General features: G+C 62.1%; 14 protein-coding genes. All 14 read left to right on the top strand.

Going from position 1 to position 15809, the window contains the following annotated elements; genetic code table 11:
* Positions 1-234 precede the first annotated feature (234 nt).
* From mraZ to ftsA, 14 genes are read left to right on the top strand one after another with little or no spacing between them, the layout of a single operon-like run.
* On the top strand, positions 235-690 hold the full coding sequence (mraZ, locus tag V6607_RS27725) for a division/cell wall cluster transcriptional repressor MraZ (protein ID WP_003171868.1): 456 nt from the start codon (positions 235-237) through the stop codon (positions 688-690).
* 2 nt (positions 691-692) lie between these two features.
* A complete protein-coding gene (rsmH, locus tag V6607_RS27720; RefSeq protein WP_085984641.1) occupies positions 693-1634 on the top strand; it encodes a 16S rRNA (cytosine(1402)-N(4))-methyltransferase RsmH in 942 nt (313 codons plus the stop codon).
* On the top strand, positions 1631-1924 hold the full coding sequence (ftsL, locus tag V6607_RS27715; protein WP_003216203.1) for a cell division protein FtsL: 294 nt from the start codon (positions 1631-1633) through the stop codon (positions 1922-1924). The genes rsmH and ftsL overlap by 4 nt, the downstream gene beginning before the upstream one ends.
* On the top strand, positions 1924-3666 hold the full coding sequence (locus V6607_RS27710; RefSeq protein WP_166742205.1) for a penicillin-binding protein 2: 1743 nt from the start codon (positions 1924-1926) through the stop codon (positions 3664-3666). The genes ftsL and V6607_RS27710 overlap by 1 nt, the downstream gene beginning before the upstream one ends.
* On the top strand, positions 3666-5129 hold the full coding sequence (locus V6607_RS27705; RefSeq protein WP_003216207.1) for a UDP-N-acetylmuramoyl-L-alanyl-D-glutamate--2,6-diaminopimelate ligase: 1464 nt from the start codon (positions 3666-3668) through the stop codon (positions 5127-5129). The genes V6607_RS27710 and V6607_RS27705 overlap by 1 nt, the downstream gene beginning before the upstream one ends.
* Positions 5122-6492, top strand: coding sequence for a UDP-N-acetylmuramoyl-tripeptide--D-alanyl-D-alanine ligase (gene murF, locus V6607_RS27700; RefSeq protein WP_134327308.1), 1371 nt, complete (start codon positions 5122-5124; stop codon positions 6490-6492). Before V6607_RS27705 ends, murF begins: the two co-directional genes overlap by 8 nt.
* Positions 6492-7574 (top strand): phospho-N-acetylmuramoyl-pentapeptide-transferase, encoded by a 1083-nt coding sequence (mraY, locus tag V6607_RS27695; RefSeq protein WP_008434230.1) that lies wholly within the window; start codon positions 6492-6494, stop codon positions 7572-7574. Before murF ends, mraY begins: the two co-directional genes overlap by 1 nt.
* A gap of 6 nt (positions 7575-7580) precedes the next feature.
* A complete protein-coding gene (murD, locus tag V6607_RS27690) occupies positions 7581-8927 on the top strand; it encodes a UDP-N-acetylmuramoyl-L-alanine--D-glutamate ligase (protein WP_076014386.1) in 1347 nt (448 codons plus the stop codon).
* Positions 8924-10147: a putative lipid II flippase FtsW gene (ftsW, locus tag V6607_RS27685; RefSeq protein ID WP_003216215.1), complete on the top strand. Its 1224-nt coding sequence runs from the start codon at positions 8924-8926 to the stop codon at positions 10145-10147. The genes murD and ftsW overlap by 4 nt, the downstream gene beginning before the upstream one ends.
* Positions 10137-11207 (top strand): undecaprenyldiphospho-muramoylpentapeptide beta-N-acetylglucosaminyltransferase, encoded by a 1071-nt coding sequence (gene murG, locus V6607_RS27680; protein ID WP_134327307.1) that lies wholly within the window; start codon positions 10137-10139, stop codon positions 11205-11207. The genes ftsW and murG overlap by 11 nt, the downstream gene beginning before the upstream one ends.
* On the top strand, positions 11200-12645 hold the full coding sequence (murC, locus tag V6607_RS27675) for a UDP-N-acetylmuramate--L-alanine ligase (protein WP_003216219.1): 1446 nt from the start codon (positions 11200-11202) through the stop codon (positions 12643-12645). The genes murG and murC overlap by 8 nt, the downstream gene beginning before the upstream one ends.
* Entirely contained in the window at positions 12642-13598 is a 957-nt protein-coding gene (locus V6607_RS27670; RefSeq protein ID WP_003216220.1) for a D-alanine--D-alanine ligase, read from the top strand. The genes murC and V6607_RS27670 overlap by 4 nt, the downstream gene beginning before the upstream one ends.
* Positions 13599-13602: 4 nt before the next feature.
* Positions 13603-14469 (top strand): cell division protein FtsQ/DivIB, encoded by an 867-nt coding sequence (locus V6607_RS27665; RefSeq protein ID WP_023659197.1) that lies wholly within the window; start codon positions 13603-13605, stop codon positions 14467-14469.
* A 15-nt stretch (positions 14470-14484) separates the two neighbouring features.
* The gene (gene ftsA / locus V6607_RS27660) at positions 14485-15747 is read left to right on the top strand and encodes a cell division protein FtsA (protein ID WP_003216224.1); all 1263 of its coding nucleotides are present in this window, start codon (positions 14485-14487) and stop codon (positions 15745-15747) included.
* Positions 15748-15809: the final 62 nt, after the last annotated feature.

The raw sequence follows: 15809 nt of genomic DNA, 5'->3' as shown, positions 1-15809 counted from the left end.
CTTTAACTTTAAGCCTTAGCTCTTTGAGCTATTTGGTGTTGTTGAGTCAAAATCGCCGTCAAACTCTCGTTTCTCCTCCCTTTACCTTCCTAAATCTCCGTTCTGTAAGGCTTTTCCTTGAATCCGCGCCTTGACGGTGTGGTGGGCGCATTCCTATAGTGTGCGCAAGTGGCGGAAAGTGGCACAAAGTGGGTTTTTTGAACGTAAAACGCTAAAATTTGGAGAAACGCATCTGTGTTTCGCGGAGCTAACGCTATCAGTCTCGATGCAAAAGGCCGTCTCGCCATGCCGAGCCGGTATCGTGACGAGCTCATTTCGCGAAGTTCCGGGCAATTAATCATCACCATCGATGCCGTTGATCCCTGTTTATGTGTGTACCCGCTCGATGAGTGGGAGCTGATTGAAACCAAGTTGCGTGCACTGCCTTCACTGCGTGAAGAGAACCGCCGCCTGCAACGCTTGCTGATTGGTAATGCCGTCGACCTCGAACTCGATGGCAGTGGTCGTTTCCTGGTTCCACCGCGTCTGCGCGAATACGCCAAATTGGACAAGCGCGCGATGCTGGTAGGCCAACTGAACAAGTTCCAATTGTGGGACGAAGATGCCTGGGATGCTGTTTCTGCAGCTGACCTGGCTGCTATTCAACAACCGGGCGCCATGCCTGATGAACTGCGTGATTTGATCCTGTGACTATTGATAGCGGCTTTAACCACATCACCGTACTGCTTGACGAAGCCGTTGAGGCTCTCGCCGTACGCGCGGATGGCTGCTATTTGGATGGCACCTTCGGCAGGGGCGGGCACAGTCGGCTGATCCTCAGCCAGCTGGGTCCGGACGGTAAGCTCCTCGGGTTCGACAAAGACCCTCAAGCGATTGCCACCGGGCAAGCGCTAGCGGCCGAAGACGGCCGCTTTGTCGTTGTGCAGCGCAGCTTTGCCGAGCTCGGTGCAGAAGTCGCCGAACGTGGCATGGCGGGCAAGGTGGCCGGGGTTCTGCTGGACCTGGGCGTGTCTTCCCCACAGCTGGACGACCCTGAGCGCGGCTTCAGTTTCATGAACGACGGCCCGCTGGACATGCGCATGGACCCAAGCCGTGGCATCAGCGCCGCGCAGTTCATCGCTACCGCTCCCCACGAAGAAATCACCCGTGTGTTCAAGGAATACGGCGAAGAGCGCTTCGCTGGCCGCATGGCGCGTGCCGTGGTCGAACGCCGGGAAATCCAGCCGTTCGAGCGCACGGCCGACCTGGCTGAGGTGCTGAAAGTCGCCAACCCTGCATGGGAAAAGGGCAAGAACCCGGCAACCCGTGCGTTCCAGGGTCTGCGTATTCACGTCAACAACGAATTGGGCGACCTGGAAGCCGGCCTCGAAGCCGCCCTGGAAGCCCTGGAAGTGGGCGGTCGCCTGGTGGTGATCAGCTTCCACTCCCTGGAAGACCGTATCGTCAAATTGTTCATGCGTCGCCTGGTCAAGGGCGAGTCCGACAACCTGCCGCGCAACCTGCCGGTGCGTTACGAAGCTTTTGTGCCGAAAATCAAAATCCATGGCAAAGCGCAGTTCGCTTCCGAAGCCGAACTCAAGGCCAACCCACGTGCCCGTAGCGCTGTCATGCGCGTTGCGGAGAAGTTGCGGTGAGCAAGCTTTTCGCCAAGCCCCTTCCGGGCGGCAGCTTCTTTATGTTGCTGCTATTTGTTGGCGTGCTGGTGTCCGCGATTGCGGTGTCCTACAGCGCCCACTACAACCGTCAACTGCTCAATACCCTGTACGGGGAATTGAGCGTGCGCGACAAGGCGCAGGCGGAGTGGGGCCGATTGATCCTCGAGCAAAGTACCTGGACGGCCCACAGCCGCATCGAAGTGCTGGCCACTGAACAACTGAAGATGCACATCCCGGGCGCTGCAGAAGTTCGCATGGTGGCGCCATGATGAAACTCGAGGGCGCACTCTACCCGTGGCGTTTCCGCGTAGTGCTGGGGTTGCTGGCACTGATGGTGGGCGCGATTGCCTGGCGGATTATCGACCTGCAAGTGGTGGACCGTGACTTCCTGATCGGCCAGGGCGATGCCCGTAGCCTGCGGCATATCCCGATTCCTGCACACCGCGGCCTGATCACCGACCGTAACGGCGAGCCCCTGGCCGTCAGTACCCCGGTGACCACCCTGTGGGCCAACGCCAAGGAAATGCAGACCGCCAAGGACAAATGGCCGGAACTGGCTGCCGCCCTGGGCCAGGACCCGAAAGCCCTGAGCGAACGCCTCGAAGCCCAGGCCAATAAAGAATTCATCTACCTGGTTCGCGGGCTCACCCCCGAACAAGGCCAGCAAGTACTCGACCTTAAAGTCCCCGGTGTCTATGGCATCGAGGAATTTCGGCGTTTCTACCCGGCCGGCGAAACCACTGCCCATATGGTGGGTTTCACCGACATTGATGATCACGGTCGCGAAGGCGTGGAACTCGCCTACGACGAATGGCTGGCCGGGGTTCCCGGCAAACGACAGGTCATCAAGGATCGGCGCGGCAGACTGATCAAGGATGTCCAGGTCACCAAAAACGCCAAGGCCGGTAAGCCCTTGGCGTTGTCGATTGACCTGCGCCTGCAATACCTGGCCAACCGTGAGCTGCGTAACGCGATCATCGAGAACGGTGCGAAAGCCGGCAGCCTGGTGATCATGGACGTGAAGACCGGCGAGATTCTCGCCATGGTCAACCAGCCGACCTACAACCCGAATAACCGTCGCAACCTGCAGCCGGCGATGATGCGCAACCGCGCCATGATCGACGTGTTCGAGCCGGGTTCGACCATGAAAGCCATTTCCATGAGTGCCGCCCTGGAAACCGGGCGCTGGAAACCGGCCGATAAGGTCGAGGTTTACCCGGGCACATTGCAGCTGGGCAAATACACCATTCGTGACGTGTCGCGCACCGAAGGTCCGGTGCTGGATTTGACAGGTATCCTGATCAACTCCAGTAACGTGGGCATGAGTAAAGTCGCCTTCGATATCGGCGGCGAAGCCATCTACCACCTCGCGCAGAAAGTCGGCCTGGGGCAACCCACCGGCCTGGACTTCCCGGGCGAACGTGTGGGCAACCTGCCGAACTACCGTGACTGGAAAAAAGCCGAGACCGCCACGCTTTCCTACGGTTATGGCCTGTCGGTAACAGCCATCCAACTGGCCCACGCCTTCTCGGTGCTGGCCAACAACGGCCGCATGGTGCCGCTGAGCCTGATCCACCTGGACGAGGCGCCGCCTGCGACCCAGGTGATCCCGGAAAACGTCGCGAAGACCATGCAAGGCATGCTGCAACAAGTGATCGAAGCACCACGTGGCGTGTTCCGTGCCCAGGTGCCGGCGTATCACGTGGCAGGCAAGTCCGGTACCGCGCGTAAAACCGCCGTGGGTACCAAGGGCTACGCCGAAAACTCCTACCGCTCGCTGTTCGCAGGCTTCGGCCCGATGAGCGATCCGCGCTACGCCATCGTCGTGGTGATCGATGAGCCGAGCAAAGCCGGTTACTTCGGTGGCCTGGTATCGGCGCCGGTGTTCAGCAAGGTGATGTCCGGGACGTTGCGCCTGATGAACATCACGCCGGACAACCTGCCGGCTACCCAACAAGCGAACGCCGGCCCGCCGGCCGCTGCTGTAAAAGCCAATGGAGGGCGCGGCTGATGTCTCTGAGCCTGAACAAGATTTTTGCCCACGCCGGCCGCGATCTGCTGATTCGCGAGTTGACCCTGGACAGCCGTAATGTGCGTGCCGGCGACCTGTTCCTGGCAGTGCCGGGTGGCAAGTTCGACGGCCGTGACCATATCGCCGACGCGCTGCAACGCGGCGCTGCGGCAGTAGCCTATGAAGTGGAAGGCGCCACCGTGCTGCCGATCACCGACGTGCCTTTGATTCCGGTCAAGGGCCTGGCTGCGCAATTGTCGGACATCGCCGGGCGCTTTTATGGCGACCCGAGCCGCACCCTGAACCTGGTGGGCGTGACCGGTACCAACGGCAAGACCAGCGTGACCCAATTGGTTGCCCAGGCGCTTGACCTGCTGGGTCAGCATTGCGGCATCGTCGGCACCCTGGGCACCGGTTTCTACGGCGCGCTGCAAAGCGGGCTGCACACCACGCCTAACCCGATTGCCGTGCAAGCGACCCTGGCCGACCTGAAAAAGGCCGGTGCCAAGGCGGTTGCCATGGAAGTCTCGTCCCACGGTCTGGACCAGGGGCGCGTGACTGCCCTGGCGTTCGACGTGGCGGTGATGACCAACCTGTCCCGCGATCACCTGGATTACCACGGGACCATGGAGGCCTACGCCGCCACCAAGGCCCGGCTGTTTGCCTGGAATGACCTGAAGTGCCGGGTGGTCAACCTGGACGACGAATTCGGTCGCCAACTGGCCGCCGCCCAAGGCGACGGTCGCCTGATCAGCTACAGCCTGGAAGACTCCAGCGCCTACCTGTATTGCCGTGAAGCCACCTTTGATGACGAAGGCGTGCGCGCCACGCTGGTTACGCCACAGGGCGAGCACCATTTGCGCAGCACCTTGCTCGGGCGTTTCAACCTGAGCAACGTGTTGGCCGCTGTGGGTGCCTTGCTCGGCCTGGATTACGCCCTCGACGAAATCCTGCGGGTGCTGCCGAAGCTCGAAGGCCCGGCCGGTCGCATGCAGCGCCTCGGCGGCGGCACCCAGCCGCTGGTGGTGGTCGATTACGCCCACACGCCGGACGCCCTGGAAAAAATCCTGCAGGCCCTGCGCCCCCATGCCAAGGGTAAATTGCTGTGCCTGTTCGGCTGTGGCGGTGACCGCGATCGCGGCAAGCGCCCGCTGATGGCGGAAATCGTCGAGCGACTGGCCGACGGTGTGCTCGTCACTGACGACAACCCGCGCAGCGAAGACCCAAGCCAGATTTTCGATGATATTCGTGTCGGCTTTAAAGATGCGTCCAAGGCGACATTCGTTGCCGGTCGCGGTGCAGCCATCGCCCAATTGATCGCCGGCGCAAGTGCTGACGATGTGGTGGTGCTGGCCGGTAAAGGCCACGAGGACTATCAGGAAATCAACGGCGAACGTCACGCCTTCTCTGATCTGGTCGAGGCCGATCATGCCTTGACCGCATGGGAGGTGGCCCATGCTTAAGGCGCTCACATTCAGCGAACTGACCCAGGCCTTGTCGGCCCGCGTGCTGTCGGCTGATTGCAGCTTTGATGGCGTCAGCATCGACAGCCGGACGATCAAGCCCGGGCAACTGTTTGTCGCCTTGGCCGGCCCGAGCTTCGATGGCCATGACTACCTGAATGACGTCGCTGCCAAAGGCGCTGTCGGCGCTCTGGTGCAGCGCGAAGTCTCTGACTCTACGCTGCCACAATTGCTGGTCGCCGACACCCGCCTGGCCCTCGGCCAACTGGGGGCGCTGAACCGTGCCGCCTTCACCAAGCCTGTTGCGGCGATCACCGGTTCCAGCGGCAAGACCACGGTCAAGGAGCTGCTGGCCGGCATCCTGCGCACGCGCGGCCCGGTCCTGGCGACCCGTGGCAACCTGAACAATGACTTCGGCGCTCCGCTGACCCTGCTCGAACTGGCCCCGGAACACACGGCGGCCGTCATTGAGCTGGGTGCTTCGCGCATCGGCGAAATCGCCTACACCGTGGCCATGACCAAGCCTCATGTCGCGGTGATCAGCAACGCCGGTACTGCCCACGTCGGCGAGTTTGGCGGCCCTGAAAAGATCGTTGAAGCCAAGGGCGAAATCATCGAAGGCCTCGACGCATCCGGCACTGCCGTGCTGAACCTCGATGACAAGGCCTTCGAAACCTGGCGTGTACGTGCCGCCGGTCGCAAGGTGTTGAGCTTCGCGGTGCACAACGCCGCTGCCGATTTCCATGCCTCGAATATCAAGGCCGACGCCCGTGGCTGCCCGTCCTTCACCCTGCATACCCCGCAAGGTGACGAGCACGTACAACTGAACCTGCTGGGCAACCACAACGTCGCCAATGCCCTGGCTGCCGCCGCCGCCGCCCACGTGCTGGGCGTGTCGTTGTTTGGCATCGCCACCGGCCTTGGCGCCGTGCAACCGGTCAAGGGCCGCACCGTCGCGCAACTGGCCAGCAACGGCATGCGCGTGATTGATGACACCTACAACGCCAACCAGTCCTCGATCTGTGCCGCCATCGACCTGCTGACCAGCTTCGACGGTCGCAAGGTGCTGGTGCTGGGAGATATCGCCGAGCTGGGCGAGTGGGCCGAACAGTCTCACCGTGAAGTCGGCGCGTACGCCGCCGGCAAGGTCGATGCCCTTTACGCCGTTGGCCCGAACATGCTGCACGCCGTGGACACCTTCGGGCCGGGCGCCAGGCATTTCGCCAGCCAGGCCGAACTGATCCAGGCACTGAGTGCGGCTGAACAAGACAAACACACCACTATTTTGATCAAGGGATCGCGCAGCGCGGTGATGGAAAACGTCGTCGCGGCCTTGTGTGGCTCAAGTACGGAGAAACATTAATGCTGCTGCTGCTGGCTGAGTATCTGCAACAGTTCCACAAAGGCTTCGCGGTCTTTCAGTACCTGACCCTGCGCGGGATCCTGGGTGTGCTGACCGCGCTGTCGTTGTCGCTGTTCCTCGGGCCATGGATGATCCGTACCCTGCAAAACCTGCAGATTGGCCAGTCGGTACGCAACGACGGCCCGCAGTCGCACCTGTCCAAATCCGGCACCCCGACCATGGGCGGTGCGTTGATCCTGTCGTCCATCGGCATCAGTACGCTGCTGTGGGCTGACCTGCATAACCGTTATGTCTGGACCGTGCTGCTGGTGACCCTGCTGTTCGGCGCCATCGGTTGGGTAGATGACTACCGCAAGGTGATCGAGAAGAACTCCAAGGGGCTGCCTAGCCGCTGGAAGTATTTCTGGCAGTCGGTGTTCGGCCTCGGCGCGGCGATCTTCCTGTTCATGACTGCGCCAAGCGCGGTCGAGACCACCCTGATCATCCCGATGCTCAAGGACGCCAGCATCCCGCTGGGTGTCGGCTTCGTGGTACTGACTTACTTCGTGATCGTCGGCTCGAGCAACGCGGTCAACCTGACTGACGGCCTCGACGGCCTGGCGATCATGCCGACGGTGATGGTGGGCGGCGCCCTCGGCATCTTCTGCTACCTGTCGGGTAACGTGAAATTCGCTGAATACCTGCTGATCCCGTATGTACCGGGCGCGGGTGAACTGATCGTGTTCTGCGGCGCGTTGATCGGTGCGGGCCTGGGCTTCCTGTGGTTCAACACCTACCCCGCACAAGTCTTCATGGGCGACGTCGGCGCACTGGCGCTGGGCGCCGCCCTGGGCACCATCGCGGTGATCGTCCGCCAGGAAATCGTCCTGTTCATCATGGGCGGTGTGTTCGTGATGGAAACCCTGTCGGTGGTGATCCAGGTTGCCTCCTTCAAATTGACCGGGCGCCGCGTGTTCCGCATGGCGCCGATTCACCACCACTTTGAACTCAAGGGCTGGCCTGAGCCGCGGGTGATTGTCCGTTTCTGGATTATCACCGTGATTCTGGTTCTGTTCGGCCTTGCCACCCTGAAACTGAGGTAGAAACGAGTGTCCCTGATCGCTTCAGACCACTTCCGCATCGTTGTCGGCCTCGGCAAGAGCGGCATGTCCCTGGTTCGCTTCCTGGCGAACCGGGGCACGTCGTTTGCCGTGGCCGATACGCGGGAAAATCCACCGGAGCTGGTCACGCTGCGCCGTGACTACCCGCACGTGGAAGTGCGTTGTGGCGAGCTGGATGTCGAGTTTCTGTGCCGTGCCGATGAGCTCTACGTGAGCCCCGGCCTGGCCCTGGCGACACCGGCCCTGCAAGCGGCGGCGGCCCGTGGCGTGAAGTTGTCCGGCGATATCGAGCTGTTCGCGCGTAACGCGAAGGCGCCGATCGTGGCTATCAGTGGTTCCAACGCCAAAAGCACCGTCACCACCCTGGTGGGCGAGATGGCGGCTGCGGCCGGCAAGCGCGTGGCCGTGGGCGGCAACCTCGGCACGCCGGCGCTGGACCTGCTCAACGACGACGTCGAGCTGTACGTGATGGAGCTGTCGAGCTTCCAGCTGGAAACCACTGACCAGCTCAACGCCGAAGTGGCCACCGTGCTCAACGTCAGCGAAGACCACATGGACCGCTACAGCGGCCTGCCGGCGTATCACCTGGCCAAGCACCGGATCTTCCGTGGCGCGCGGCAAGTGGTGGTGAACCGTCAGGATGCCCTGAGCCGTCCGCTGATCGGCGAAGGTCTGCCGTGCTGGACCTTCGGCCTGAACAAGCCTGACTTCAAGGCCTTCGGCCTTCGGGAAGAGAACGGCGAGAAATACCTGGCCTTCGAATTCCAGAACCTGATGCCGGTGCGCGAACTGAAAATCCGTGGTGCCCACAACCAGGCCAACGCCCTGGCGGCGCTGGCGCTCGGTCACGCAGTTGGCTTGCCGTTCGACGCCATGCTCTCTGCCCTGCGCAGCTTTGCCGGCCTTGAGCATCGCTGCCAATGGGTTCGCGAGCTGGATGGCGTTGGCTATTACAACGATTCCAAGGCCACCAACGTCGGTGCGGCACTCGCTGCCATCGAAGGCTTGGGTGCCGACATTCAAGGCAAGGTCGTGCTGATTGCCGGTGGCGACGGCAAGGGTGCCGACTTCAAGGACCTTAAAGGCCCGGTCGCCGCCAACTGCCGCGCCGTGGTGCTGATGGGCCGTGATTCCGGCCTGATCGCCGATGCCCTAGGCGACGCCGTACCGCAGGTGCGCGCGCAGTCCCTGGACGATGCCATCGCCCAATCCAAAGCCTTGGCTCAGCCGGGCGACGTGGTGCTGCTGTCGCCTGCCTGCGCCAGTTTCGACATGTTCAAGAACTACGAAGAGCGCGGCCAGCTGTTCGCCCGCGCCGTGGAGGCCTTGGCATGAGTATCAATTTCCGTAACATCATCAAGCCGTACCCGTCGCCGATCATTACCGGGCGCGGTATCGACCTGGACTTCCCGATGCTTGCCGGTTGCCTCGCGCTGCTGGGCCTGGGCCTGGTGATGATCACCTCGGCCTCCTCGGAAGTGGCTGCGGTGCAATCGGGCAACACCCTGTACATGATGATCCGTCACCTGGTGTACCTGGTGATTGGCCTTGGCGCATGCATCGTCACCATGATGATCCCGATCGCCACCTGGCAGCGCCTGGGTTGGCTGATGCTGGTGGGCGCCTTCGGCCTGTTGGTGATGGTGATCCTGCCCGGCATCGGGCGTGAGGTGAACGGTTCGATGCGCTGGATCGGCTTCGGTGCGTTCAACGTGCAGCCCTCGGAAATCGCCAAGGTGTTCGTGGTGATCTACCTCGCCGGCTACCTGGTGCGGCGCCAGAAAGAAGTACGCGAAAGCTGGATGGGCTTCTTCAAGCCATTCATCGTGCTGCTGCCCATGGCCGGCCTGTTGCTGATGGAGCCGGACTTCGGTGCCACCGTCGTAATGATGGGGGCGGCGGCGGCGATGCTGTTCCTCGGCGGCGTCGGCCTGTTCCGCTTCACCTTGATGGTGGTGCTGGCGGTGGCCGCCGTGACCATTCTGGTGCAGGCGCAACCCTACCGGATGGCCCGTCTGATTACCTTTACCGACCCGTGGTCCGATCAGTTCGGTTCCGGCTACCAGTTGACCCAGGCGTTGATCGCCTTCGGTCGCGGTGAGTGGCTGGGCGTGGGCCTGGGCAATAGCGTGCAGAAGCAGTTCTACCTGCCGGAAGCCCACACCGACTTCGTGTTCTCGGTACTCGCCGAAGAGCTGGGCGTGGTCGGTTCGCTGTGCACCGTCGCGCTGTTCGTGTTCGTGTGTGTTCGCGGCATGTACATCGGCTTGTGGGCCGAAAAGGCCAAGCAATATTTCGCCGCCTACGTGGCGTACGGCTTGTCGTTCCTGTGGATCGGCCAGTTCCTGATCAACATCGGGGTGAACGTCGGCCTGCTGCCGACCAAGGGCCTGACCTTGCCGTTCCTCAGTTACGGCGGCAGTTCGTTGGTGATTTGCTGCGCCTGTCTCGGGTTGTTGCTGCGTATCGAGTGGGAGAGTCGGACCCACCTGGGCAGCGAAGAGATGGAGTTCAGCGAAAGCGACTTCGCCGAGGAGCCGAACCATGGGCGCTAACGTGCTGATCATGGCAGGCGGCACCGGTGGCCACGTGTTCCCGGCGCTGGCCTGTGCCCGCGAATTCCAGAACCGCGGCTACAGCGTGCATTGGCTCGGTACGCCGCGCGGCATCGAAAATGATCTGGTACCGAATGCCGGCTTGCCGCTGCATTTGATCAACGTCACCGGCTTGCGTGGCAAGGGCAAATTGTCCCTGCTGAAGGCGCCGTTCGTGTTGCTCAAGGCCGTGTGGCAGGCGCGCAAGGTGATCCGTGAAGTGAAGCCGGTATGCGTGCTGGGCTTTGGTGGCTACGTGACCGGCCCGGGCGGTGTTGCGGCAAGACTCGCCGGCGTGCCAGTGATCGTCCACGAGCAGAATGCCGTGGCCGGCACTGCCAACCGCTTGCTGGTGCCCTTGGCTGCACGGGTATGCGAGGCGTTTCCGAAGACCTTTGGTGCCGCGGACAAGTTGCGTACCACCGGCAACCCGGTGCGTACCGAACTGTTCATGGACATCGCCCGCCAGCCATTGGCCGGTCGCAAGGCGCACCTGTTGATCCTGGGCGGAAGCCTGGGCGCCGAACCGTTGAACAAATTGCTGCCTGAAGCGGTGTCGCAACTCCCCGTGGAGCTGCGCCCGGAGATCTTCCATCAGGCCGGCAAGAACCACGATGAAGTGACCGCCACGCGTTATCGCGATGCGGGTGTGGAGGCGAATGTGCAGCCCTTCATCAAAGACATGGCCCAAGCCTATGGCTGGGCCGACCTGGTGGTCTGTCGCGCAGGTGCGTTGACCGTCAGTGAACTGGCTGCCGCCGGTCTGCCGTCCTTGCTGGTGCCTTTGCCCCACGCGATCGACGATCACCAGACCCGCAACGCCGAATATTTGGCTGGGGAGGGCGCTGCCTTCCTGCTGCCGCAAAGAACGACTGGCGCCGCCGATTTGGCCGCACGCCTGACCGAGGTTTTGATGCAACCGGAACGACTGAACAGCATGGCGAGCACCGCAAGCCGCCTGGCCAAACCTGACGCAACCCGCACCGTGGTCGATATCTGCCTGGAGGTGGCCCATGGTTGAGAATCAGAAAGCCATGCCGCAACCGGAAATGCGCCGCATCCGTCGCATCCACTTCGTCGGTATCGGCGGCGTGGGCATGTGCGGGATCGCCGAAGTGTTGCTGAACCTGGGTTATCAGGTGTCCGGCTCCGACCTGAAAATGTCGCCGGTCACCGAGCGCCTGGAATCGTTTGGCGCAAAAATCTTTATCGGCCACCGCGCCGAGAACGCCGCCGAAGCCGATGTGCTGGTGGTCTCCAGTGCCGTGAACACCTCCAACCCGGAAGTGGCCACCGCCCTTGAACGCCGCATTCCCGTAGTGCCGCGTGCCGAAATGCTGGCTGAGCTGATGCGCTACCGCCACGGCATCGCCGTCGCCGGTACCCACGGCAAGACCACCACCACCAGCCTGATCGCCTCGGTGTTCGCCGCCGGTGGCCTGGACCCGACGTTCGTCATCGGTGGCCGCCTGAATGCAGCCGGCACCAATGCACAACTGGGGACCAGCCGTTACCTGATCGCCGAAGCCGATGAAAGCGACGCCAGCTTCCTGCACCTGCAACCGCTGGTGGCCGTGGTGACCAACATCGACGCCGACCACATGGCGACCTACGACGGTGACTTCAACAAACTGAAGAAAACCTTCGTCGAGTTCCTGCACAACCTGCCGTTCTACGGTCTGGCCGTGGTGTGCCTGGACGATCCGGTGGTGCGCGAAATCCTGCCGCTGGTGAAGCGTCCGACCGTGACCTACGGCTTCAGCGAAGACTGCGACGTGCGCGCGATCAATGTGCGCCAGCAAGGCATGCAGACTTTCTTCACCGTGCTGCGTCCTGACCGCGAGCCGCTGGATGTCTCGGTGAACATGCCGGGCAACCACAACGTACTCAACTCCCTGGCGACCATCTGCATCGCCTCCGACGAAGGCGTCAGCGATGAAGCCATCGTCGAAGGCCTGTCGGGTTTTGCCGGCGTGGGTCGTCGCTTCCAGGTCTACGGCGAACTGCCGGTGGACGGCGGCAACGTGATGCTGGTGGACGACTACGGTCACCACCCGACCGAAGTGGCAGCGGTGATCAAGGCCGTACGCGGTGGCTGGCCGGAACGCCGCCTGGTGATGGTGTACCAGCCGCACCGCTACAGCCGTACCCGCGACCTGTACGACGATTTCGTCAATGTACTGGCGGATGCCAACGTGTTGCTGCTGATGGAAGTCTACCCGGCCGGTGAAGAACCGATCCCGGGTGCCGACAGCCGCAAGCTGTGCAACAGCATCCGTCAACGCGGCCAGTTGGACCCGATCTACATCGAGCGTGGTGTGGACCTGGCGCCGATCGTCAAGCCGCTGCTGCGTGCCGGCGACATCCTGCTGTGCCAGGGTGCCGGTGACATCGGTGGCCTCGCCCCTAAATTGCTGGCAAGCCCGCTGTTTGCCGCCGCACAGGGGAAGTCGAAATGACCACTGACTACGGCTCCCTGTTCTCGACCATTCAACCTGCCGACTTCGGCCGGGTTGCGGTGCTGTTCGGTGGCAAGAGCGCTGAGCGTGAAGTGTCGCTGAAGTCCGGCAATGCCGTGCTGGAAGCGCTGCAAAGTGCCGGTGTGAATGCGTTCGGCATCGACGTGGGTGATGACTTCCTGTCGCGCCTGCAGGCCGAGAAGATCGACCGCGCCTTCATCATTCTTCACGGCCGTGGCGGTGAAGACGGCAGCATGCAGGGCCTGCTGGAGTGCCTGGGCATTCCGTATACCGGCAGCGGCATCCTCGCTTCGGCCCTGGCCATGGACAAGTTGCGGACCAAGCAGGTGTGGCACAGCCTGGGTATTCCGACCCCGCGTCACAGCGTGCTGTGCAGCGAAGACGATTGTATTTCTGCAGCCAAGGAACTGGGCCTGCCTTTGATCGTCAAACCAGCCCATGAAGGCTCCAGTATCGGCATGGCTAAAGTGAACTCAGCCGCCGAATTGATTGACGCATGGAAAGCGGCCAGTACCTACGATTCGCAAGTGTTGGTGGAACAGTGGATTCAAGGTCCCGAGTTCACCATCGCTACTCTGCGTGGCCAGGTATTGCCGCCCATCGCATTGGGCACGCCCCACACCTTTTACGACTACGACGCCAAGTATGTGGCCTCCGATACCCAGTACCGGATCCCGTGCGGCCTCGACGCAGCCAAGGAACAGGAATTGATGGACCTCACGGCGAAAGCCTGTGAGGCGCTGGGTATCGCCGGTTGGGCGCGGGCAGACGTGATGCAGGATGACCAGGGGAACTTCTGGTTCCTGGAAGTCAACACTGCACCCGGGATGACCGACCACAGCCTGGTACCCATGGCCGCTCGTGCCGCCGGCCTGGATTTCCAGCAGTTGGTGCTGGCGATCCTGGCAGCAAGCATAGAGCCACGAGGCTAAGACCATGAACGGCGCATCGCTTCGTCATCAGCAACCCGCTCCCGGCCGCAAGCCGGTGCCGCGTGGTGCCAGCCGAATGGTGGCTAAAGAGCCGATGTCGGCGCGCATGCCGAAAGCCAACTTTGGTTTTCTCAAGGCGCTGTTCTGGCCGGTGATCCTGGTGGCCCTGGGGTTTGGTACGTATGAAGGCGCCCAGCGCCTGCTGCCGTATGCCGACCGGCCGATCACCAAGATCAGCGTGCAGGGTGACTTGAGCTACATCAGCCAGCAAGCCGTGCAGCAGCGAATCGCCCCGTTTGTGGCGTCGAGCTTCTTCACCATCGACCTGGCAGGCATGCGCTCCGAGCTGGAACAGATGCCATGGATTGCCCACGCCGAAGTACGTCGCGTGTGGCCGGATCAAGTGACGATCCGCCTGGAAGAACAACTGCCCGTGGCCCGTTGGGGTGATGGTGCGCTGTTGAACAACCAGGGCCAGGCGTTTGCACCTCGCGAAGTGGCGAATTACGAGCACCTGCCGCAGTTGTTCGGGCCGCAGCGGGCGCAGCAGCAAGTGATGCAGCAGTACCAGGCGTTGAGCCAGATGCTGCGGCCGTTGGGCTTCTCGATTGCGCGACTGGAATTGCGCGAGCGGGGCAGCTGGTTTTTGACCACGGGTGCAGGCAGTTCCGGCCCGGGCATCGAGTTGTTGCTGGGACGCGGCAACCTGGTGGAAAAGATGCGCCGTTTTATCGCCATCTATGAAAAGACCTTGAAAGAACAGATTACGAACATTGCGAGCATCGACCTGCGTTACGCCAACGGCCTTGCCGTCGGCTGGCGGGCCCCTGCGGCGCCCACGGCAGCGCAACCTGCTGTCGCGAAGAATTAAGAAGAGGCAGGACCCATGGCAAACGTGCAAAGCGGCAAAATGATCGTCGGTCTGGATATCGGCACCTCCAAGGTGGTGGCGCTGGTAGGCGAGGTCGCGGACGACGGCACGCTGGAAATCGTCGGAATCGGCACGCATCCGTCCCGGGGCCTGAAGAAGGGCGTGGTGGTGAATATTGAATCCACCGTGCAATCGATCCAGCGCGCCATCGAAGAAGCGCAGCTGATGGCCGGTTGCCGGATTCACTCGGCATTTGTCGGCGTTGCCGGCAACCACATCCGCAGCCTGAATTCCCACGGCATCGTGGCGATTCGCGACCGCGAAGTCAGCTCGGCCGACCTGGAGCGGGTACTCGACGCAGCGCAAGCCGTGGCGATCCCGGCTGACCAGCGCGTGCTGCACACCCTGCCGCAGGACTACGTGATCGATAACCAGGAAGGCGTTCGCGAGCCCCTGGGCATGTCGGGCGTACGTCTGGAAGCCAAGGTTCACGTAGTGACCTGCGCCGTCAACGCGGCACAGAACATTGAAAAATGCGTGCGCCGCTGCGGCCTGGAAATCGACGACATCATTCTCGAGCAGTTGGCTTCGGCTTACTCGGTACTGACCGACGACGAAAAAGAACTGGGCGTGTGCCTGGTGGACATCGGCGGCGGCACCACGGACATCGCGATCTTCACCGAGGGTGCGATTCGTCACACCGCGGTGATCCCGATTGCCGGTGACCAGGTGACCAACGACATCGCCATGGCGTTGCGCACACCGACCCAGTACGCCGAAGAAATCAAGATCCGTTACGCCTGCGCCCTGGCCAAGCTGGCCGGTGCTGGTGAAACCATCAAGGTGCCAAGCGTGGGCGACCGTCCACCGCGCGAACTGTCGCGCCAGGCATTGGCCGAAGTGGTCGAGCCGCGCTACGACGAACTGTTCACCCTGATCCAGGCTGAACTGCGTCGCAGCGGCTACGAAGATTTGATCCCGGCCGGCATCGTGCTGACCGGTGGCACCTCGAAGATGGAAGGCGCGGTCGAACTGGCCGAGGAAATCTTCCACATGCCGGTCCGCCTGGGCGTGCCCCATGGCGTGAAAGGCCTGGGCGACGTAGTGCGCAACCCGATTTATTCCACCGGTGTGGGCTTGCTGTTGTACGGGCTGCAAAAGCAGACCGACGGCATTTCCCTGTCGGGCCCGAGCAACCGCGACAGCTACAGAAGCGACGACGAAGCGAAAGCGCCGTTGTTCGAGCGGTTGCAGGCTTGGGTGAAAGGCAATTTCTAAAGATTTACCGCAACACCGTTTCAAGTAGTAGGCGAAAAAACTAGAGAAATGAAAGGAGAGGG

This window comes from Pseudomonas sp. KK18, from assembly GCF_037094675.1.
Classification (GTDB): domain Bacteria; phylum Pseudomonadota; class Gammaproteobacteria; order Pseudomonadales; family Pseudomonadaceae; genus Aquipseudomonas.
The sequence above is the reverse complement of the archived record's forward strand: the minus strand, read 5'-3'. Positions and strand labels throughout refer to the sequence as shown.